General features: G+C 54.5%; 17 protein-coding genes and 2 pseudogenes. 10 read left to right on the forward strand and 9 right to left on the reverse strand.

Annotated features, from left to right (window positions below):
• Window positions 1–92: 92 nt before the first annotated feature.
• The 3 genes from EWE75_RS25170 (at window position 93) to EWE75_RS26330 (ending at window position 1,594) form a co-directional block, all read left to right on the forward strand.
• The gene (locus tag EWE75_RS25170; protein WP_165388477.1) at window positions 93–281 is read left to right on the forward strand and encodes a hypothetical protein; all 189 of its coding nucleotides are present in this window, start codon (window positions 93–95) and stop codon (window positions 279–281) included.
• 91 nt (window positions 282–372) lie between these two features.
• A protein-coding gene (locus EWE75_RS21415; RefSeq protein WP_130160131.1) for an IS630 family transposase occupies window positions 373–1,436 on the forward strand; the annotation gives its coding sequence in 2 pieces (ribosomal slippage) (window positions 373–864 and window positions 867–1,436; 1,062 coding nt in all).
• The gene (locus tag EWE75_RS26330) at window positions 1,433–1,594 is read left to right on the forward strand and encodes a hypothetical protein (RefSeq protein ID WP_206364839.1); all 162 of its coding nucleotides are present in this window, start codon (window positions 1,433–1,435) and stop codon (window positions 1,592–1,594) included. The genes EWE75_RS21415 and EWE75_RS26330 overlap by 4 nt, the downstream gene beginning before the upstream one ends.
• A gap of 217 nt (window positions 1,595–1,811) precedes the next feature.
• Here EWE75_RS26330 and EWE75_RS21425 read toward each other — a convergent pair whose 3' ends face one another.
• From EWE75_RS21425 to EWE75_RS21435, 3 genes are read right to left on the reverse strand one after another with little or no spacing between them, the layout of a single operon-like run.
• Window positions 1,812–3,038 carry a polysaccharide pyruvyl transferase family protein gene (locus tag EWE75_RS21425; protein WP_130160132.1) on the reverse strand — a complete coding sequence of 409 codons (1,227 nt, stop codon included), beginning with the start codon at window positions 3,036–3,038 and terminating at the stop codon, window positions 1,812–1,814.
• 9 nt (window positions 3,039–3,047) lie between these two features.
• The gene (locus tag EWE75_RS21430) at window positions 3,048–4,058 is read right to left on the reverse strand and encodes a nitroreductase family protein (RefSeq protein ID WP_130160133.1); all 1,011 of its coding nucleotides are present in this window, start codon (window positions 4,056–4,058) and stop codon (window positions 3,048–3,050) included.
• A 25-nt stretch (window positions 4,059–4,083) separates the two neighbouring features.
• Entirely contained in the window at window positions 4,084–5,538 is a 1,455-nt protein-coding gene (locus tag EWE75_RS21435) for a lipopolysaccharide biosynthesis protein (protein ID WP_165388478.1), read from the reverse strand.
• A gap of 183 nt (window positions 5,539–5,721) precedes the next feature.
• Here EWE75_RS21435 and EWE75_RS21440 point away from each other — a divergent pair, with 183 nt between their 5' ends.
• The 3 genes from EWE75_RS21440 (at window position 5,722) to EWE75_RS21450 (ending at window position 9,898) form a co-directional block, all read left to right on the forward strand.
• Window positions 5,722–7,371 carry a GMC oxidoreductase gene (locus EWE75_RS21440; RefSeq protein WP_130160135.1) on the forward strand — a complete coding sequence of 550 codons (1,650 nt, stop codon included), beginning with the start codon at window positions 5,722–5,724 and terminating at the stop codon, window positions 7,369–7,371.
• A gap of 32 nt (window positions 7,372–7,403) precedes the next feature.
• On the forward strand, window positions 7,404–8,735 hold the full coding sequence (locus EWE75_RS21445; RefSeq protein WP_130160136.1) for a hypothetical protein: 1,332 nt from the start codon (window positions 7,404–7,406) through the stop codon (window positions 8,733–8,735).
• Window positions 8,736–8,809: 74 nt separating this feature from the next.
• Complete coding sequence (locus tag EWE75_RS21450) at window positions 8,810–9,898, forward strand: acyltransferase family protein (RefSeq protein WP_130160137.1); 1,089 nt, start codon at window positions 8,810–8,812, stop codon at window positions 9,896–9,898.
• Here EWE75_RS21450 and EWE75_RS21455 read toward each other — a convergent pair.
• A complete protein-coding gene (locus tag EWE75_RS21455) occupies window positions 9,868–12,093 on the reverse strand; it encodes a hypothetical protein (RefSeq protein ID WP_130160138.1) in 2,226 nt (741 codons plus the stop codon). The two genes, EWE75_RS21450 and EWE75_RS21455, sit on opposite strands and share 31 nt — an antisense overlap.
• 474 nt (window positions 12,094–12,567) lie before the next feature.
• Between EWE75_RS21455 and EWE75_RS21460 the strand changes: the two genes are divergently transcribed.
• Window positions 12,568–13,740: a glycosyltransferase family 4 protein gene (locus EWE75_RS21460; protein WP_165388479.1), complete on the forward strand. Its 1,173-nt coding sequence runs from the start codon at window positions 12,568–12,570 to the stop codon at window positions 13,738–13,740.
• Here the strand turns inward: EWE75_RS21460 and EWE75_RS21465 are convergent.
• Window positions 13,737–14,696, reverse strand: coding sequence for an aldo/keto reductase (locus tag EWE75_RS21465; protein ID WP_130160140.1), 960 nt, complete (start codon window positions 14,694–14,696; stop codon window positions 13,737–13,739). The genes EWE75_RS21460 and EWE75_RS21465 overlap by 4 nt on opposite strands.
• Before the next feature lie 140 nt (window positions 14,697–14,836).
• Here EWE75_RS21465 and EWE75_RS21470 point away from each other — a divergent pair, with 140 nt between their 5' ends.
• Window positions 14,837–17,038, forward strand: coding sequence for an acyltransferase family protein (locus EWE75_RS21470; RefSeq protein WP_130160141.1), 2,202 nt, complete (start codon window positions 14,837–14,839; stop codon window positions 17,036–17,038).
• A gap of 198 nt (window positions 17,039–17,236) precedes the next feature.
• Here EWE75_RS21470 and EWE75_RS26335 read toward each other — a convergent pair whose 3' ends face one another.
• Entirely contained in the window at window positions 17,237–17,431 is a 195-nt protein-coding gene (locus tag EWE75_RS26335; RefSeq protein WP_130160144.1) for a transposase domain-containing protein, read from the reverse strand.
• A gap of 51 nt (window positions 17,432–17,482) precedes the next feature.
• A pseudogene (locus EWE75_RS21480) lies at window positions 17,483–17,746 on the reverse strand (integrase core domain-containing protein); the annotation flags it as partial.
• 65 nt (window positions 17,747–17,811) lie between these two features.
• On the opposite strand from EWE75_RS21480, the gene EWE75_RS21485 reads away from it, so the two are divergent.
• Together EWE75_RS21485 and EWE75_RS26340 are read left to right on the forward strand one after the other, a co-directional pair.
• Window positions 17,812–18,054 (forward strand): DUF6429 family protein, encoded by a 243-nt coding sequence (locus tag EWE75_RS21485; RefSeq protein ID WP_130160142.1) that lies wholly within the window; start codon window positions 17,812–17,814, stop codon window positions 18,052–18,054.
• A 68-nt stretch (window positions 18,055–18,122) separates the two neighbouring features.
• The gene (locus EWE75_RS26340) at window positions 18,123–18,350 is read left to right on the forward strand and encodes a transposase (RefSeq protein WP_130160143.1); all 228 of its coding nucleotides are present in this window, start codon (window positions 18,123–18,125) and stop codon (window positions 18,348–18,350) included.
• Window positions 18,351–18,353: 3 nt separating this feature from the next.
• Here EWE75_RS26340 and EWE75_RS21495 read toward each other — a convergent pair.
• Both EWE75_RS21495 and EWE75_RS21500 read right to left on the reverse strand, forming a co-directional pair.
• Window positions 18,354–18,824 (reverse strand): annotated as a pseudogene (locus tag EWE75_RS21495) (transposase); the annotation flags it as partial.
• Window positions 18,825–19,091: 267 nt separating this feature from the next.
• Complete coding sequence (locus EWE75_RS21500) at window positions 19,092–20,213, reverse strand: IS110 family RNA-guided transposase (RefSeq protein ID WP_231708493.1); 1,122 nt, start codon at window positions 20,211–20,213, stop codon at window positions 19,092–19,094.
• Window positions 20,214–20,434 lie beyond the last annotated feature (221 nt).

The raw sequence follows: 20,434 nt of genomic DNA on the forward strand, positions 1-20,434 counted from the left end.
GGGCGCCAAAGTTGCCATTATCCGCAGCTTTTGCTGACGTGAGGGCTTCGCCCTCACGTCAGCAAAAGCTGCGGATAACTTTCCGATCCTGATTGACGGAGATTCCGACCTTGATCGTCGCGCGGCATCTGCGCGCGCTCGAGATCGGCGTGCGCAATTACGGATCGGTGAAATCCATCCTCGAGAAGAAGCTCGACGGCCAGCCGCTGCACGAGCCCCGCGCACCGGACGAAGCCGGCATCGACCATCCCAACATCCGCGGTTCCAGCTACTACCACTGATACCAACCTGCCGTGAGGCTGACTCACGTGAGGGATTCCCAAACTGGCGAAATTCTGAATCAATGGCGCCCTGCAATTAGAGGGCGTGACCATGGGATCAGCGATCGGCTTGAGGGAAGATTTTGACAGCACAGCGTTGAGGAAATTGGCGCGCGCGTCGAAGAGCGCGAACCAAGCGCGCCGTCTGTTGGCATTGGCAGAGATTTACGACGGCGGCAGCCGCAGTGCGGCCGCGCGGATCGGCGGGGTGGGCTTGCAGATTGTGCGTGACTGGGTGGTGCGCTTCAATTCCCGCGGTCCCGACGGTTTGCTCGACGGCAAGGCCCCGGGGAAACGGCCTCGGCTCGACGATGCCCAGCGGCGGGCGCTTGTCGAGGTGGTCGAGCGCGGTCCGATCCCGGCGATCCATGGCGTTGTTCGCTGGCGGCTGATCGACCTGGTCCAGTGGCTGCACGAGGAATTTGCAGTCTCGCTCGATGAAACGACCGTCGGGCGCGAGTTGAAGAAGCTGGGCTACGTCAAACTAACGGCGCGGCCCCGCCACCATGCCCAGAACGAATATGCGCTGGAGGCCTTCAAAAAGGGGGCTTCGCAGCCGAACTGGCAAAGGTCAGGGCAACCCTCCCGAAGCGCACGCCCATAGAGATTTGGTTCCAGGATGAGGCCCGGATTGGCCAGAAAAACAAGATCACGCGGCGCTGGGCGAGACGCGGAACCCGGCCGTCGGCCCCGAAGGATCAGCGGACGAAATCCGCCTACATCTTTGGCGCGATCTGCCCGGAGCACGGCAAAGGCGCCGGGCTGGTGCTGCCCTTCTGCAATACCGAAACCATGTCGCTGCATCTGACCGAGATCTCGCTAATGGTCGAACCCGGCGCTCACGCGGTCGTGCTGACGGATCAGGCTGGTTGGCATACGACCGGCAAGCTCATCGTGCCCGACAATCTCAGTATCATCGCTCTGCCCGCGAAATGTCCAGAGTTGAACCCGGTCGAGAACATCTGGCAATTTATGCGCGACAACTGGCTCTCCAACCGCGTCTTCACCTCCTACGACAACATCGTCGACCACTGCTGCGAAGCCTGGAACAAGCTCATCGATCAGCCTTGGCACATCATGACCATCGGCCGCCGCAAATGGGCGCGTGGGTCATGATCAGTGCAGGTTGGTATGAGGAGACCTGTCGTGCTGACCCATCCTACCCTCGATTGCGGCTCGATCGCGAGATCGTCCATCGCCATGACAAGCGGCTTGGCGCGCGGCTGCGCCACGCCAGGCTCCGGCACAATGCCGCGCCCGAGGAGGAAAGCTGACCCGCCCCGCAGCCTTCCGCGAATGGATACCTCCTTTCCTCCTTTCGCGGTTGTACGATTGGATTAGTCAGCCACCGCCGGCAGGCAGCGAGCTTGCTCGCCTTCCTTCGATTTGCGCGCCGATGCGAAACAGGATAGCCATAACAAACTCCCGTCCGTTTGGCTCACCGCCGCTGGCAAGCCTTCGGAGTCACGACCATAGAGCCTGAGTATAAGTTCAACCTAGAACAAGATTGGCAGTCGATCTGGCATTTCTACGCCAGAGTGGAATGCGCTCCGCAAGCAATTTGCGCATCTGTTCTTCATGAACGAACAAATAATCTAGGGAATTATTCAAACTTTGTTGCGAAACTTTCCGCGTTGGCAAAACGCAGTCTTCGTTTCCGAACAAATCACGGTTGATACCACGCGCTTTAATAGAATATGCGATTGAGATCGTTGGCACGCCAAGCGAAAGTGCTCCGATCGTGGCGTGAGTGCGAGCGCCCATGAAGAAACGACAGCGACCTAACGTGTATTTAAGCTGTGCAGCATTGAGCGTTGAAGGCAGGATATCGAGCCTTTCGTGTGGACCACCAGCAGCTTCAACGAGGCCTTTCATGTAAATGCCATCGCTATTCCAAGCCGATCCATCGAATGGATCGACATGTGGAATCAGCAACACCGAAAGTTTGGTATTGTCGAGTACTTGGCGCAGGAAAGCGACAATTTCGCCGTCAAACTGCTGCTTGGCCACATCATCCGACAAGAACCCGCGCACCAATGGGCTGATGTTGAAGCCAAGCACGCCGTCGCTCGTAGCGGCAAAGAGCGCGTCCGCATTGTTGTGTGGCTGAGGCTTCATCGTGAAAGCTGGATCAGTAACAAGCGTAACGTTATGAAAGCCAATCGACTTTAGATAATCGCGGGAGGCTGTCTCACGTACCGAGACAGAGGCATAGCGTGCGAGATGACCGGGCATCTGCGCTTCGACGATCTTGTCAGCCGTAAACGGCCCAACTGAAGCTGCCCACAGATGCACTGGCTTGCCTTGGTCTATAGCATAGTCGGCTACACCCATCCAATGATACAGCGACTCAAGTCCGTATTCGAGTCCAAGCAAATCACCGCCGGTCACAATCACCGCATCTGCGTCGTTCAACGCCGCTAGCGTGCTTTGGTCGGGTGTGAAACGCGGGCGAGACCAGACCTTGCGTATTGCGGAAAAGCGTCGAGTAAGGCGCCCCCACCAACGCACGGTTGCTGGGAATACGCTTGGGGCGACAAAGCGGACATTGCATTGCTTCGCGTCAGGCCATTGGATGGAGTCTCGTTCAGGATTTTTCGATGGGCAAAGAAGCGAGGTTTCCCTCGCGTGATCGACAAGAATGCCGCTGATTGATCGAATCAGTGCCTCACATCCTCGGTTGCCAAAATCTTCGTGTCCAACAAACAGGAATTTCATCGGTCCCCCTTAAAAGGCATCTAGAGTAACCACCTGATCGAGCGGCTTGCGCGGTGAACGCGCAACGATAAATGTCTCGCGCAGCGTCCCGATAGCGAGAAAAGTGATTACTGTCTCTTCGTCGGGCAGATTCATTGCGGCACGCAAAGCGCGGTCGTTCTCGACCGAGGCTGACCAGTTAAGAAAACACGAGCCTAGCCCACGTGCATGGAGGCCTAGCGCGAAAGTCATGGCGAACAAGCCGCCGTCGATCCACGCTTGGTAGCGCTCAGATGGCTCAACAAAGTGGGAAAGGTCAGCCGTTATTATGGCCAATGCGCCCATTGACTCCCCGAACCCGCGATTACCGTTTTGAAAGCGAAGTAACTCTGCACGTTGGGCTGGATCGATGATAATGTGGACGCGAGCCGACTGACGATTGCACACCGAAGGGGTGGTTTGTGCAATCCGTATTGCAGCTTCAAGGTCCGCGCGATCGACCGGCGCATCGCTAAACTGCCGTACTGAGTAGCGCGTAGAAAAAAAACGTTCGGCATCAAAGCCAATCGCTTCGGTAATTTCGGCCCGTGTCACTGCTTTGGTCGCACCGGGCACGCAGGCAATTTTCTGTACCTGAGCCTGCGTGATCACGCGCTCAACGCAATCCGGGGTAGCACCGTCGGAGTGGGCATTAAAATCACGATAAGCCAGGAGCGTGTCCAGCGCGTGCCCAATGTGCTGACCCTGCCGGCCTTCGATCATGCTCTTCTCAAGGAGTTCACACAACTCCCCAATGGCATAATGGCCAAAGCCGGGGCGGGGCGCAGATAGCGCCAGCCCCTTCTCGATCATGTGATAATATTTCGTGATCCGTGCCGCTTCAGCGCCCGAACTCATTCGCAGCGGAAACGTCCCGGAAAAGCGTCGAAAACGATGAAAATCATAGATACAGAAGCGCGCAAGCCGCCACAAATCGCGTGCATGACGCCAGTAAGGGCGGATCGCCGCCTTAGCACGGGTTTTGAAAGGAACGGCAGGCAAAGCGTGATCCTCTTGCACTTAGGGTTCAGGTATGCGGTCGGCTGAGGCGAAAGGGGCTGACCGGTCGAATGTGAAGTAGCATGCCAAGCACACCTAGTATTATGATAGCGATACCAATAGTGAGCACGCGCGATAGATCCTGCGTGGCATAGCGCGAAGCCCAAGCAAATATTACGAGACCGCTTAGTAGCACACTCCAATCTTGCGGCAGAAGTAGCCGAATTCCAAACAGACGGCGCACTCGGAACACAATCAGAGGATTGAGCAACAATGCTGAAAACACCATTCCGAGTGGCAGAGAGAATATTCCAAGAAAGTGATGTAGTAGTAAAGGTGTTGCCACTACGAGAGCAAAAGAGGCGGCCATTATTCCGAGATTGAAGCCGGACTGGCCTCCCATGCGCAGGATAGTTTCGCCACCAGCAAAGAACGAGCGCACGTAAGGCGCAGCGCCAAGTGCGACCATCATGGTGATCGCCGAGGCGAAATCACCTGCGCCTCGTAATAGCAACGGCGCGATCATAAGGAGAAAACCAGTCAGACTAGCGACAGCCGCAACCGAAGACGAGCGACAAACGCCAGCTTCGTGTTCAAGCGCGGTGTAATCGTGAGCTGCCAGTAGATAACCGCAACGCGGAGCGAATTTTTTAAGGACGATCTGTTGAAAAAAGGGAAATAACGCCGCAATCCGACCGGCAATAGCATAGTCTGCGGCCACGTTCGAGGTGAACAGCCAACCGACGACGACCATGTCAATGCCCTGCAATTGCAGGGAAAGTAGTGAATGTAAAATGTAGCGAGCGGTGAACCACATGTCCCAACGGGTAACGCGGTAAAAGCCGCTGACCGTAGATGTGAGCAACCGACGCAGCACAGCGAGCCACGCGACTAGATGCGCTAGGGCGAGAGCATAAGCTATCAAAACCGCAGGCCCACCAAATATAAACAGCAACCCTAAAAGAAATACCCGGACAATATTCGGAAGTAGTTCGACTAAGAAAATCGAGCGGTTGATCGCGTGGCGCCCATCGTACGCGCCACCGGCCAGCGTTACCAGCGTGGAAAGGAGTCCAAAGGGCGCGAGGTGAATTAGCCAGTAAGCAATGCGCGGCTTTCCAACCGCGATTCCGATAGCAGGGGCAGCCAATACCAGCGTCCCGATCATCAACCCGCCGACGATGAAGCCGATCAGTGCGAGGCTACGATGGGTTCGTATTTCCGTGCTATCATCGGATTGGCGCGAAACATGGTATACGATTATTGCTGCGCAGCCAGTACCAATGCCGTAGGACAGGATTCGATAGACCGCGAAGGCGGTCATCATATCGCCGAACTCTGCCTTAGGCAGGAGCCACGCCATGACAAGCAGGGCGAGGATCTGGGCGCCTAAGCTAACCCCACGGGTACCTGCTCCAAACAACGCAGAGGTGATATAGCTATTCTGCAGAAGTCGTCGGACCCCACCCGAAATCACGTTCACTTCTCCCGCACCTGACCGAATACCCCGCGTAAGCATCCCCCCCTTAGTCGCTTTAGCCAGTGGACGCAAAGATTATGCTGTGCTGCGGCATATTGGAGCGCCTCCCCGGCTTGACCGCTCTGCCAAATCACGCGAAAGCAAGCATTATGGACTCCACAGGGCGTGTCGCCGACATGATCGCCGATGATTGACCAGAATCGGCATGCACCACCACCTCAGTGTGACGTATGCGTCGTCGGCTCTGGTCCGGTCGGGTTGGCATTGGCGACACGCCTCGTGGAGCGTGGGTTGCGCGTCTTAGTGTTGGAGTCGGGAGACGTCGGCATTGAGCCTTCAATTCAGGCGCTAGCCGACGCAGATATCGACCCCAATGCGCATGACGATATGTCAATCGTCACATCTCGGCAATTGGGAGGCACGTCTAACCTCTGGGGCGCACGGGCACTGCCCTTTGATCCAATCGATTTCGAAGACCGCGACTGGGTTGGCGTACGCTGGCCAATTCGCTATGATGACATGGCAGCATATCTTCCTGCCGCAGTGAAGGTTACAGCGTCGGGGGCCCCAATTTATGAGGAGCCGTTCGGTGATGATCACGTCGATCGCGTTTTTGCCGCTGCCGGACCCAAATTTAGCGCGTACGCGCTCGAGCGATGGGCGAACGAGCAGCGTGCACAGGTGATTCACCAGGAAGCCATCCGGGATAATCCTAACCTTGTTATCCGCACTGGCGTAACAGTGGTTGGCTTTCATTTTGCCGAAAATGGGCGTGTTGAGGCGGTAGATGTGCGCGGGAGCAAGGATGGTGCCGCGATGACGCTTCCTGTAAGAGAACTGGTGCTCGCTGCAGGTGGGATCGAAACGGCTCGCTTGCTGCTCGCTGCACAGCTTCAGGCGCCCGATCGGTTCGGCGGCAAGGAAGGGCCGCTCGGTCGATATTATCAAGGACATTTGGTCGGCGAAGTAGCTGATATTCACTTTGCCAAGCCAGAATTCGCGCGCGTTTTCGATTTCCGAGTCGATCGATATGGTTCTTATGTCCGTCGGCGGATCGTCGCTACGCCTGAGACCCAGCGAGCAGAGCGCCTGCTTAATTGTGCCTTTTGGCCTGTGGTTCCGAAGATCGGCCACGCTGGTCATCGGAGCGCTATCTTGTCAATGATCTATCTCACTATGAAGATGGGGCCGGTCGCGCGGTTGATCGTCGCGGAGAAAATCCGCCAGATGAACTTCACTCCTGAAGATTCGTCGATTACGGCTCACATTGTAAACATGATGCGCGATGCACCTGCTGCGGGTAGGTTCGGAATTGGCTTCCTTGCAAAGCGCTTTGATAAAAAAACGCGGCTGCCCGGCGTTTTTGTGCGAAATCCTAGCGGACGTTACGGGCTATCATACCATAGCGAGCAATTACCCAACCCATTGAGCAGATTGAAACTGACCGATCGTAAGGATCGATTAGGCCTGCCACGCCTAGCGATTGACTTGCGATTTTTGCCAGAGGACGCTGCATCGACACTCCGTCAACACGCGCTATTGGACGAATGGTTGCGCGCTTCGGGTATCGCTGTACTGCATCATCGTTACTCAGAAACTGAGCGAACTTCAGCGATCCTGCATCAAGCGCGACATGGCACTCATCAGATCGGACTTACCCGAATGGGGTCTACACGACGAGAAGGCGTAGTTGATAGGAATTGCACGACCTTCGATTGTCCAAACTTGCATTTGGCAACCACCGGCGTGCTGCCTACTTCGGGGCAGGCGAACCCCACCCTTACCAGTGTAGCTTTAGCGCTGAGGCTGGCGGACAAATTGTCTCAAAACCAATAGTTGAGACATGCATATGGAGATCATAGGTTGCGATGGAAGATTTTGCTCCTCGGCTAGGCGATAAGCCCAATATGCCATATGCAACTGGGGCGCGGCCTCGCATAAAACCTGGTTTTAAGTCGATTATTGTAGCCATTATTTTTCTTTTAGATGAAGGTATTTTTTCAGTTTTACTGGGATCTAAGGATTTCTCTCAAGGCAGAATGTTGTCAAGTGCTGCGGTTTTATTAGCAGTTCCTGCATTTATGATTTCTATAAATCGAAAACCTTCGATATTAAAATTAGAATTTTGGTTGCCTATTATTTTATTCGTATGGATGATATTTTCATCTGCCGTTTCGAATGTCTTTATATTTGACTATCCTACGCGAAATTGGCTCCTTGCTACTTACTCCGTTATGCCATTACTTTGCGTCATTATCTGGAGGGCTCTTAATCTCAATTTTTCTGACGTCGTGTTCGGCATAATATTGGCTGCCCTTGCTGCCGGCATTCTTGTAATTATCGACAAAATGTTTCCTATACCGCAGTTTATAACATTCCGACGCATGTCGGCGTTCGGCCAATTTGGCAACACGGCAAGATTAACGATACTAAAAGACGCCTGCGTACTTGGATTTCTTATTTCTTTTGCAAAACTCTCTTTTGGAAATCTAAGCCCTCGAAAATTTATGGGCTGGACGCTTGCGTTGATTGTAATTGGATTCCCTATTGCTTTTTCTTTTGAGAGCAGGATTGCGTTTAGTACATTGATACTCTCCGTAGTACTATTTTTCGTCGTGTCGAAAGTCGGGGCAACTCGGCGCGCACTTGTCGGAGTATTGGGGGCGATCGTTGGAACACCCATAGCGATTGCCGTTCTCGGCCAATACATAAGTGCAATAGCTAGTGCTTCTAGCCTAAGCGATTATTTTGCGAACAACAATGTTAGCATTAGATTTGAGTCAAATGATTATTTTGTGGCTCAATTTATGAAGACGTATGGGTTCGGGGTTGGTATAATGAGCAGCAATCCTGAACAGTACAATATATTATCTTCCGTGGTGTATAAGAACTATATCTTAGACGATCTTGGTCTATTTGCTGCACTATATCAGTTTGGAATAATTGGCTGTGCTATAAGTTGCCTCATGACCGTGACGGTCATAATACAATTTGTCAGGCTAGGAAGGCTCCGGCTTCATCCATCTTCTCCAGAAATTACAATGGCAGGATGTTTTGTCCTTGCATCTGTGATGCAGCCAATTCCGGCTAATTTTTTCACACTCACGCACGCGTGCCTCCTTGGCGGTACGCTTTGGTATGCGGCTTTTCGTGCGCGTTGGGAGGTTAGTTTGTTTTCTTCGAAGCGGTCATTTGCATGACGTTGTTATGTAAAACGTGCGACATGTAAAAGCTTATGGATTTTAATTTAGGTATAACTTGGTAGGGGGAGTAAATGAGCTCGCTTGAAGCTGCAGAGAGACCGGGTAGGACATATCAAGGCGTTCAGATTCTGAGATTTATCGCGTCAGCTCTAGTCCTCATTGCCCATGCAAGTATCTATACTCAGGAAAGAAATGATAAGTCGATTTCTATCTGGCACCAAGGAGGATACGGTGTCGATATATTTTTCGTCATAAGTGGCTTTGTGATGGTCATGGCTTCAGATCCACACAAAAGGGGTGGGGTTCGCAATGCCGTCCAATTTCTTTTAAAGCGCTTGGCGAGAATATATCCTTTGTACTGGATTGCCACGGCAATGAACTTGATAATTTTGATAGCCTTGCCGAAGGTTGTTCTTCATTCTAGATTTGAAGTTGGAGAAGTTTTTAGCTGGTTTTTACTTGTGCCGACCTTAAATAGTGATGGAAGAATAGAGCCTCTGGTGGGTGTTGGGTGGACTCTTTATTTTGAGATGGCATTTTATTGTCTTTTTTCGATTTTTATTGCGTTGCGAATTAGACCAATTTTCCTTCTTCCGATTTTAGTCGCAGGAGGAATTTATGGCTTAATGCTTCCAGCAGAGCGTGCACCTGGGCTCGTCTATTTTAGTCCATTACTATTCGAATTCGGCTACGGCGTCATTATTGGAATTTTAGCGCGGCGCGGGATGATGCCGGTTCGTGGCGGAGCGCTTCTGATAATTATAGGATTTACGACATTGCTGCTTTCGCCGGCGCGATTGGGCGGAATTGATATAGTCATGCACGGTGTTTCTTCGGCGCTAGTTGTTCTGGGGTTTGTCGTTCTAGAGCCCTTTTGGTCGCGGCGCCTCCACCCCACTCTTTTGGTTCTCGGGGCAGCGTCCTACGCTATGTATCTTTTCCATCCAATCTTAGGGCCTGCCATCCCAACCGTTCTTTCTATTTTGCATATCAAAGCGGGTATATTGTCAATAATCGGCGTCATTTCCGTTAGTGTTGCCGTGTCATTAATCCTTCATAAAGTAGTTGAGCAGCCATTGCTAAAGAAAATAAACTTCTTGATACGATCAATATTACCTGACAGGCGAAATTACGATGGCAATTTCGACAATAGAAAATAGGTGGTAGGTGATTCCGGCACGAGCGCACTATCAAGATCTACGTTGACATTTCCGACGACATTGTCCAATTTTTTTACTTTTTTGATCTTGCCGCCTAGCGATAGAGATGAAATTGTCCACTGATGATTGTCACCGGTTTTCAAAATCACTTTCATCCGTACTCTTCGTATCTGAATCGGTAAATTGCCAAGTACCGTGAGGGTTCCAGCGGGCGTAACCTGCATTCCGGAATTTCGGGCATCTGCTGATAAAATGACAAGAATTCGGCCGCTCTCTGCCAATGGCCTTCCATCAAGGGCGCTGAGCGCCACTAAAGCAGGCGAGTCTGATTGTATGTAACGAACTGGCCCGATTGTAACGGGTTGGACGATTGGGTTTCCAGCGCGCGCCGAGGTAAATTGGGTCGATACTTGAAGTTCATTATTCTTAGCGCGCAGTAAAACCTGTCGGCTTGGCGACTGCCACTGGCCGATGGCTGGGTCGGTTTGGTTTCCTTTCGGGACGGCGCCAACAAGGCGAAGCTTGCCCAAAAGCGATGACGTGCGTGATGAAATTTCCGGCGGCATACTGTCGTGGTCTGGATCAGATGCCAGTGATTGGTCCACTCCGACGGCAGGCGCGGATCTGCGGTCGTTCACCAGGCCCAGACGAGCAACCCACGCCAAAGGGCTGAGGTCATTTGGCAACTGGCGACGTCCGCCATCCCGCAGCGCTTCATCGTCGCTCAACTGGAGTCTCACCGCTCCTTGAGCGGGAGCAATTTCTCGTCGCAATAGGAGAAGGGCTGTTAGAGTTTCTCCTGCCCGAGCAACCGGATCAAGACCCGTGCCGGCAGGATTGATAGCGCTCTTGCGAACACCTTGCCCGTCATATGCCAGATCGATCGGGCCATCAGCATGACGACAGATGAAATTCCAACCTTGAATGGATGCTAAAGTGGGCGAGAAGAGCCCCGCTTCGAAGCGTCGAGAATTCCAAAATTCTTGGTCGTGTTCAGTTACAATAAACGGCTTACCAAACTGCCGTGTAGAGGACGCAAGAGTCAAGTACCTCCCTAGATCACTAAATGATGAAGAACTCCTCATCGTTACCCCAGGACCAATTCCCAAAGCAACCTGATCATGTTCATAATTGTGGCTATCCACAATAGGCAGTAGGCGCTTTATAGGAGTTTCATTGTAGCGTTTCCATGCATTAAAGCTGGTATATGCGCCATCGTAACCCAATCTACGGATAGTATTAGACATATTCGCAAGAACATCGATTTGACGCTTGACTAAAAAGCGTTGGAATTTTTCCATAGATTCTCCGTTTTCTTGGCTCGTAAACGGAATTCGATTTGTCTGGTTTGCCACGGAAGTCCCACGAAGGTAGGCATCTTTATAGAAAGACGGTATGGGCTTATCCTTAAAGTTATTTTCGAGCTCCATTTGAAAATCGAGATCGGGCTCATTGACAAGCACCAAAGCGGCTGTGTGAGAGTCTTGCGCTAAAGTGGTCCCGGTGTACGGATTTCGGGTGTTCAAAATTTGGTGAGCCAATTCTTGCCAATGATTGAGGGCAGCAGGTTCGAAGAATATGCGCTTAAGCATTCCTCTATTTTCAGACCAACGATGCGGAAATACGTTACCAAGTGCGGCATTTTGTGAACTTAATATATCAGTCACCCAATGAACGCCACGCTTTTTGAGCTCTGAAACGAAAAATTGAAATCTGTCGAGTTCTTCTGGATTAAAAGCAAAATCAGCCTTGCCTTCACGCATTAACAATGCATCGATAAAATGGAATCGAACAATGTTGTAGCCATGTCGAACTAATTGCTCTGCATAGCGCTGAGCGGTTTGGTGATCGGGAAATCCGCTGCCCGCTGTATCTGAGAACCCAGGCGCCAGCGTTGCGCAATTGAGCGGCAACGATACTCCCCGGAATGTCAATTTCTCTCCAGATATCGTCATCCTAGAGTCTGGTAATCGGGGTGCAATGGATGAAAAATCGAGAGGGCTACCCGCTTCGATCTCCAAAGAATGGTCTGTAACAGTTACCCACTCGCCATCCATGTAGGGTGCTGGAGCGACAGGTGAAGCAACAAATGTTGCAGCTAGCGTAATGGTTATCCATCGAGCAGCAAGGGAGCTTTTGCTTTGTCCACTCAAAAAAGGCACGCGAAGGAAGCGTGTCTGGATACTGAAATTCATCGGACTACCTCAATTGCCATTCGAAAGGGGCGACGGCAACCTTTGCCGGTTGCAATTCTCTGGGCGAGTATGGCTACGTGCGTACATAATTCGCTGCTCCACATTGAAAGCAAGGCGTCATCGCGATTTTTCAAAATACGAACGCTCTCTGGCGCCAAGTACGCGCCGTAGTTGATCTGCACAGCGCACGTAACGATAAGCTCGTCATGAGGTCGCGCAAAACCCGCCTCTGGTGACGTGATAGGTGCATCGCGCATCACTCCGAATGTTCCGCCCTGTTGGGTTGGCCGCGCTGGCATCCAAAGGCGACTTTTGATCCATCGTACGGCCGATCACCGAAAATCAAAACCCAGCGGTCGCATTACGGAATTTCAGACGCCTACTTTTAGGGAACTTCGGTGCCCGTTGACAAGCTGGATTGCTCACACGTGAGATGGTACGAACAGTCGGTTGCAATGCAGCATGGGGGTGCAAGTGAAAAAAGGTAGGCGCGATAGAAACGTGCGCAAGCGCGCGACCGTCTATACCTCTTCCTATCGAGGTGGCGCTTCATGGTTCGTACTGGAACTAGCGGCGGGCATGGCGGCGGCGGGAGGGGACGTTCTACTGATTTCTCCGCGAGCGGATCCCGAAGAGCGTGAGGCACTGGTCACCGGCATCCGGCGAATTGAACTCCCGCGTGGCGCCTATGGCGAGGGCAGCAAACTGGTCCGGCTAAGCCGGACGCTGATGCGCATCCTGTCTACCTTCGTCGCCTACGCGCGCGCTCGCGGACACGGTCGTAGCTATGTAATTTCCTTCTATGACTGGCTAATAGTGCTGGTCCTTCAGATGCTATGGATTCGATTGTTGGGCGGCCATATCGTTTATGTAGTGCATGATGCCAGGCCTCATGCCTGGGCGTCGCCGGGGGCTAGGCGGCGGCTAGAGTCATGGTTGCTTAAGGCAAGTTACTACCTTCCGCAGCAATTGGTGACGTTGACCGAAGTGGCACGCGAGCAGGTCATCAATGAGTTCGGCCGTCGCGGGCCAATCTCGGTGATTCCACACGGTGCTTATAGTAGCTCAGAAATACCCTCGGCTTCTGGTAAGCGCAATCTGCTTGCCTTTGGCATGCTGCGGCGAAACAAGCGCATTCTGGAGACGATTGAAGGCATGCGTGTAGCGGTCGCGGATGGTGCGCGGGCTACCCTGACTATCGCCGGCGGGCCGCATAAAGAGGACGTCGATTACTGGACTGAGTGCGAGACGCGACTGCTGGGCACTGAAGGATATATACATACCGAAATTGAGTTCATTCCTGAAGCGCGTCTCGACCAATTGTTGGCCAAATGCGATGCCCTGATCCTACCTTATGAGGAATTCAGTTCACAGTCGGGCGTGGCGGTGCTGGCGGCTTGTTCGGGGCGGCTCCTAGTGTGCACCGAGGCAGGGGGGCTAGGGGAGTTGATTGCTAACGGGCTCGAAGCGGTGGTGATCGAGCGGCCAGTGACCGCTGAGACGGTTGCCGACGCGATCCGGCGTTTTGACGCGCTGCCAATCGAACAGGTGCAAGCTAAGGCCGAGCGCAGTAAAGCTGCGCTCGATCATTATTTCAGTTGGGTGCGGATCGGCGGTGAGTATCTAAAGCTCTGTCGCCGAGCCTAGGCGAGCGCCTCTCGTACCAGCGACCGCGCTGCTGCGCCTATCACGGCGTTGTGTCTGGTGGCGGTGATATTGATTGCCAAATGCCCCGCTCCAAACATCGATGCAAGTACGGGCCCGCTGCCGTTGGCGACGAAGGCGCGTGCGAGCAGCAATTGCGCCGCGACTGTCTCGGTGGTGCCGTCGAAGCCGGCCGCTCGCGCGGCCGTGAGCCACTCGGGCGCTCCGGCGAGTCGCGCCGCAAGCCGCGCTTGCACGCCACCTGCACCCAAAACTGAGTGGCTGACCGTCGCGATCGGCCCTGGCGCCGTCGCCAAGATGTTGTCGAGCGGATCTGTCGCAGGATCATCAGCCGTTTGAATCAATGAAAAATGCCCGCTTGCGGCCCCGGCCAACGCAGCAGGAAGTTCGCCGGCAACTGCAATGTAGCGTGCTTGTCCGCGTGCAATGACGCGCTCCAGTGCACGGAGCACGTCGTCGCGATTGACATCTTGGGGTGCTGGGTCATGCAGTGCGAATATTTCCACCCGGTCTGTCCCTAGGCGCACCAGAGATCGCGTAATAGAGGTCTCGATCATTTGCGGGGTGATTGGCAACCGGGTGTTTGCAGTTGCCCCACTCTGCCGGATCGTGCTGCGCAAACCCTTTAGCTTGGCAACAACTGGACGTGCGACCGGCATTAGAAGGCGTTTGGCATATCCTTGATGCGGCGGGAGCAGCCCCGCCTTCGTGCATATATTCACCTGGTCGCGCTTACCTTTGAGAAATCTGGCAAGAATCGGTTCGGCTTCACCTGCTCCATAAGCTGGGGCCACGTCATACCAGGTTATCCCGCGGTCAAATGCCGCTTCCAGCGCGCGCAAACCGGTGGAGGTGCCATAGCGCGAGCCCAGCGACGCGCAGCCCATACCGAGTATGGAGCTTCTCAAGGTAGTGCCGGGTAATTCGATTTGTCGCATATCATCCTCTCTGTCGGACAATTCGCCGCGTCCTTAAGCTCACAGGCGCCAAAGACAGGATTTTAACTGGCAACGCAACTTTTCTGCATCGCAGCACGGTGCTATCGCGAGATCATATTTTAGGGGGCGAACGAAACGGTATGAATGCGTCGACCGCAGAGAAAGAGCATCCGACGATCCTTAGCGCTGCGCAGGAACGTGGTAGGAAGACACTCGATTCTGTCCAATATTTGCGCGGCGTGGCTGCAATGCTCGTGGTATTGTATCACGTTTTCCCGCAGCTTGAGCGGATGGGACTCGCGTACGAAGGCCCGCAAGCGCTGTCAGCCGGTGTCGATATTTTTTTCGTCATCAGCGGGTTTGTAATGGTATATTCTACAGCCCGTCACCCGATGCGTGGAGGATTTGCTTTTCTACGCGATCGCATTGCCCGCGTTGTACCACTGTATTGGTTACTAACGCTAGTAATGATTCTCCTTCTTGTTTTCGTGCCAGCTGCAGCCCAAACAAGTCGATTCGATATGCTGCACGCGGTTGCGTCATTCCTCTTCTTCCCTTGGATGCATCCGGTACAACATCAATATTGGCCAGTCCTCGTGCCCGGGTGGACCCTCAACTATGAGATGTTTTTTTACGTTGTCTTCGCTGTTGCATTAATAATTTCCCGGCGCCGTCGGACGATGGTGGTGGTCCTTAGTTGTACTTCGTTGGCGGTTCTATCGTTGGTGCCGGTGTTTTTTAATGTGAGCGGAATCTTTGATTTTTACACGCGCTCACTGATTTTGGAATTTGGGTACGGAATGCTGCTGGGTGAGCTGTTTTTGCGAACCCGCGGGAAAACGTCCAACGGTTGGTGGGCGGTTATCCTGATTGGTATCATGGGCCTCGCGGTATCGCCGATGATGATGCACGTTGCCTCGCAGGGAATCGCTGCGGGCATTCCTGCTTTGTTGATCGTACTCGGCGCCCTCTATATCCCACTCGATTTGAAGGGTAGTGGCGAACGGATCGCACGCAAGATAGGCGATGCTTCCTATTCAATATATTTATCTCACTATATCCTGATGTCCGCTTTGGGGCAATTATGGCGAAAAATTTTACCAGGAGGGCCCATTAGTTGGATAGGTTTCGCCGTTTTCGCTACGATGACCTGTGCAGTATTCGGCATCGTGGTTCATTACCTACTCGAAAAACCGCTGAGTAACGCGGCTGCCCGTTGGTTAGGGGGGGCGAAGGGACAGGCTTCCGCAACGCGGCCTATCGCTTATGTCGTTGCCCCCTCCGGACAAGCGGGCGGCGGCATGGGGAGAGTGAAAGACTATATTTTGAGCTTCGATGAGGATGGATCGAGTCAGCTCGAATTCCGCCCGCTCATTACGCGTGATAATCGCGGCTTCGCAGCCTCTTTGTGGCTAACTGGGCAAGCGGTGATGAGCATCTGGCGGGCGCGGCTAAGTGGTGAGTTGGGTTTAGTGCATATCAATCTAGGCGATAAGGCAAGTGCGATACGCAAAGGTTTGGTGGCACTGCTGGCCCGGGGGTCGGGCGCGCTGGTGGTCGTCCATCTCCATGCGGTCGAACTCGACGCCGACTGGCGAATGAGCGGCAAGATTATGCGCTGGGCGATTGGTTTGCCGTTTCGCGCAGCGAGTACCAACATCGTGCTGGGTGACATTTGGCGCAATTGGCTCATCAATGACCTTGGTGTGAAGCCAGAGCGAATCGATGTACTCGCGAACGGCGTTCCGGTACCTGCGTATGAAAGGCGAGACCACCTTGCTCCGCGGTCCGCCGTCCATTTGCTATTCCTAGGTAATCTGCTCGAGCGTAAAGGGGTGTCCGATCTAATCGCGGCCCTGGCTGGTTTGCCCGCCGATCTGCCCGCTTGGCGGCTGAGTTTCGCAGGTGGTGGCGATTTGGTGCGCTACACTAATGCGGTGAAAGTAGCCGGCATCTCCGATAAAGTCGCGTTTCTAGGCTGGGTCGATCAAAATGGAGCGCAGAAACTTCTGGCTGAGGCAGACGTGATGGTGTTGCCCTCGTACCATGAGGGGTTGCCGTTGGTAATCCTAGAGGCTCTAGGCGCAGGCACGCCGGTGATCGCGACTTCGGTCGGCGCGATCCCACAATTCGTCGAAGCCGAGCGGGATGCTCTGATTATCGCGCCAGGCGCGCGCACCGAACTCTCTGCCGCGTTAGCGCGGCTGATTGGTGACGCATCTTTACGGCAGAAGATCGGTGACCAGGCCCGAGCTACCTACGAGCGCAATTTTTCGCTTGCTGTCTTCCGGACCAATCTGCTTGCAATTTATAAGACAAGGTTGCAGATTCCAAAGGAGTGAATGGTGAGCATCTGCCGGTGCCGCGGACACCAAATTAGGCTTCATTGGCCTGCTTCTCGAAGTCCATGGGGCTGAGATACCCGAAGGTCGAGTGGCTGCGCGCGAGATTGTAGAAGCGCTCGATTTCGTCCAACGTAAGCGCTAAACTATCCCCACGCAGACGATCAGGACAGCGGCGATACGGTTGTCGATCGAGTTCTAAGACAGTAGACAGTAGATAGTCGATCGGATCTTCGTCGTTCGCAGCACAATGATGGCGAGAACATCGGCCAGGTATGCTTGGGGATTGATGTCGTTAAGTTTGCAGGTTTCGATGAGCAAAGCGAAACAGGCCCAGTTCTCCGCGCCGAGGTCATGCCCGGCGAAGAGGGCATTTTTCTCTTGCAGGGCCATCTCGCAGACATTCTGCCTGCCGTCGAGCGTGATGCTATCGTCCTGCACGAACGTCCGACGCGCTTGTGCAGGCGTTCGATTTCCCAACGACGAGTGGGGCCGAACATGGTTGTAGTCGTAGCGCCAGATGGCCAGCTTCCGGCGGGCGTCGGCTAGGCTGTCGAACAGTTCCTCGTTGAGCAGTTCATCACGCAGCGAACCGTTGAAGGACTCGATAAACCCGTTCTGCTGAGGCTTGCCGGGATCGATGTAATGCCATTCGACCTTGTTCTTGCCCGCCCATTCCAGGATCGCCCGACTGGTAAATTCGTAACCGTCCGACGTGGGCCGCGGCATAGCGTCTCAAGCGTGGTATGAGTTCCTTAGAAGGGAGCGGGCAGATGTCTGAGCCTGAGATTGACGTCGAGCTGATCGACGATGCGGTGCTCGCGCTGATGTTTCTGACGCTGCACAAGGGGCGGGATTGGGAGCCTTGGCGTGCCTGGAAGTCGTTTGACTGGGCGGCGCTGGGGCGGTTGCATGGGAAGGATCTCCTTCTCGATCCGGTCGGCAAGGCGAAGTCGGTAGTGCTTACGGACGAAGGTCATCGTAACCGACCGGTTGAGGCCGCCTGCCCGGATTGAAGCTGAGCGCGTAAGAGACGTCGATAAGGACGTACTTATGGACGTCCTGAACATGGGCGAGGTGTGCGATGGAGATATTGGGCCGGGAGCGGCGGCGTCGTTGGACGGAAGCGGAGCGGCTTGAGATTGTTGCTGCGGTCGGCGTGAACGGCGAGACGCTGTCGCGCGTTGCCCGACGCTACGATGTGTCGCGAGCCCAGATCTATAATTGGCGCCACGCGTTCAAGAAGAGAGGGCAATTGCCCGCGTCATCCAGCGGGGGCTGTCAGAAATTCCGTGTGCGGGCGGGCGGTTGAACATTACGCCGCCATGGCCCTGATGAAGCGCTCGCCGAAGATGACGGCGAACTGGGCCTTGGCCATGGACCACTCACGTGGCGGCATTCTCCACTCTTTCTCCGACCGGTTCAAGATCAGGTAGAGCAGCTTGGTTGCAGCATCGTCGGTGGGGAAGTGCCCCCTGGCTCGGACGGCGCGCCTGAGCTTCGAGTTCAGGGCTTCTATCGCGTTGGTGGTGTAGATGATCCGGCGGACCTCGTCGGGGAAGGCGAAAAACGGGATCACCTCCGCCCAGGCGCGTCGCCAGCTCTGGCCGATGGCGGGATAGCGCTGACCCCAAGGACCGGCTTCGAACGCCGTCAGCGCCTTCTCGGCCGCCTCCGCGCCCGGCGCACGGTAAACCTCCTTCAGCGCGCTGGCGAGGTTCTCACGGTCCTTCCAGGAGACGAAGTCCATCGAGTTGCGCAGCAGGTGAACGATGCATATGTGGACGGCCCCCGCCTTACAATAGCTTCAACAGGTTTTGATCGATCGCTTGCGTTCATATGTCCGGCCTCAAAGATGCAGCCGCAAAATGGCCGCGGGCCAAGATGGTTTCCGCTGCACGAGTCCCAAACAAGTCTCCGGCCTATAACGGCCATTGCATCGTACGGAGTGGCTCGTGCTCGGAATGATCAATCCCATCTGCTATTCTATTGCAAGTTCACGCCTCAGCTCGACACGGGCGCTTGCACATCAGCTCCCGTGCGTCGCCAAGCTCTATACCGCTGCGTCTCGTAGCGGAACCATGTTTGCCCGGTAGCGCTCGCCTGTCGCCATCAGCTTCCAGGCAATGCGGGCTATCTTGTTTGCAACCGCCACAGCGACGAGCTTTGGCGGCTTGCGCTTGAGCAACTCAAGGAGCCATGGCGTTGCATTCTTGCCGTTCCCGACCCGAACATGACGTAAAAGCGCGGTCGCTCCGGCTACCAGCACACTTCGCAATATCTCATCGCCCGCGCGTGTGATCATGCCCGACCGCGTTTTACCACCTGTCGAGTGATCCTTCGGTGTAAGCCCCATCCAGGCGGAAAACTGCCTTCCTGAAGCGAAGAGTTCAGGCGCCGGCGTCTTCATCATCAGGAGCGATGCCCCGATCGGACCCACGCCAGGGATTTCGGCAAGCCGTCGGCTGCATTCGTTCGCCCGGTGCCACTTCGCCAGCTCTGCCTCGACTTCGTCGATCTGCTCCTGAAGCTGGCGATATTCCTTGCCCTGCGATGCGAAGAGCATGCGAGCAAGAGCCGGCACGTCCTGGCTCGTCGCAACGCGGTCGAGGAGCGCCGTAATCCTGCGCGTTCCCTGTGCTGCGATCAGGCCGAATTCTGCTGCATATCCACGTATCGCGTTGGTCAGCCGGGTCCGTGTGCAGATCAGCCTTTCGCGTACGCTGACCAGCATAAGTGCGGCCTGCTGCTCCGCTGTCTTGACGGGCACAAACCGCATTGTCGGGCGGCTCATGGCCTCACAAATGGCTTCAGCATCGGCTGCATCATTCTTGCCACGCTTTACATAAGGCTTCACCAGTTGCGGCGCGATCAACTTCACCTCGTGGCCATACGAGGTCAGCAGCCGCGCCAGATGATGAGACGCACCACAGGCTTCAATGGCAATCGCCGTCGGCGGCAGCTTTTCGAAGAAAACCATCATGTCGGTACGGCGAAGCTTTTTGCGCAAGACAGGCTGCTCGGCAGCATCAACGCCATGCAGCTGATAAACGTGTTTTGACGCCAGCAGAAGCACGCCACCATCGGATGTCAGCCTCCCGCCATCGAACGCGGCAGTCACTTTCTTGCGGCAAATCGCTGGGAAAGAAAAACGTGGCGCGCTATCATCTGCCATGGCGGGCGTTGCACTTTCCGTCCGGGATAGAGGGATGGCGTAAGCACCCGTTCTCTATGCCAGATCAGTAACTTACGCTAGGTCCGCCAACCCGGGTTGTGTAACGCGAGGTCTGGAAATTCGATCGGGTCGTGATTGGTAAGCTGGTGCCGGGGCATGCCCCGGCACCAGCTGCCCATCTTCTGCATTCCATGGAGTTGCGACACACCCGTGGAGAGAGC

The sequence above is a fragment of the Sphingomonas populi genome, assembly GCF_004208535.1.
GTDB lineage: Bacteria > Pseudomonadota > Alphaproteobacteria > Sphingomonadales > Sphingomonadaceae > Sphingomonas > Sphingomonas populi.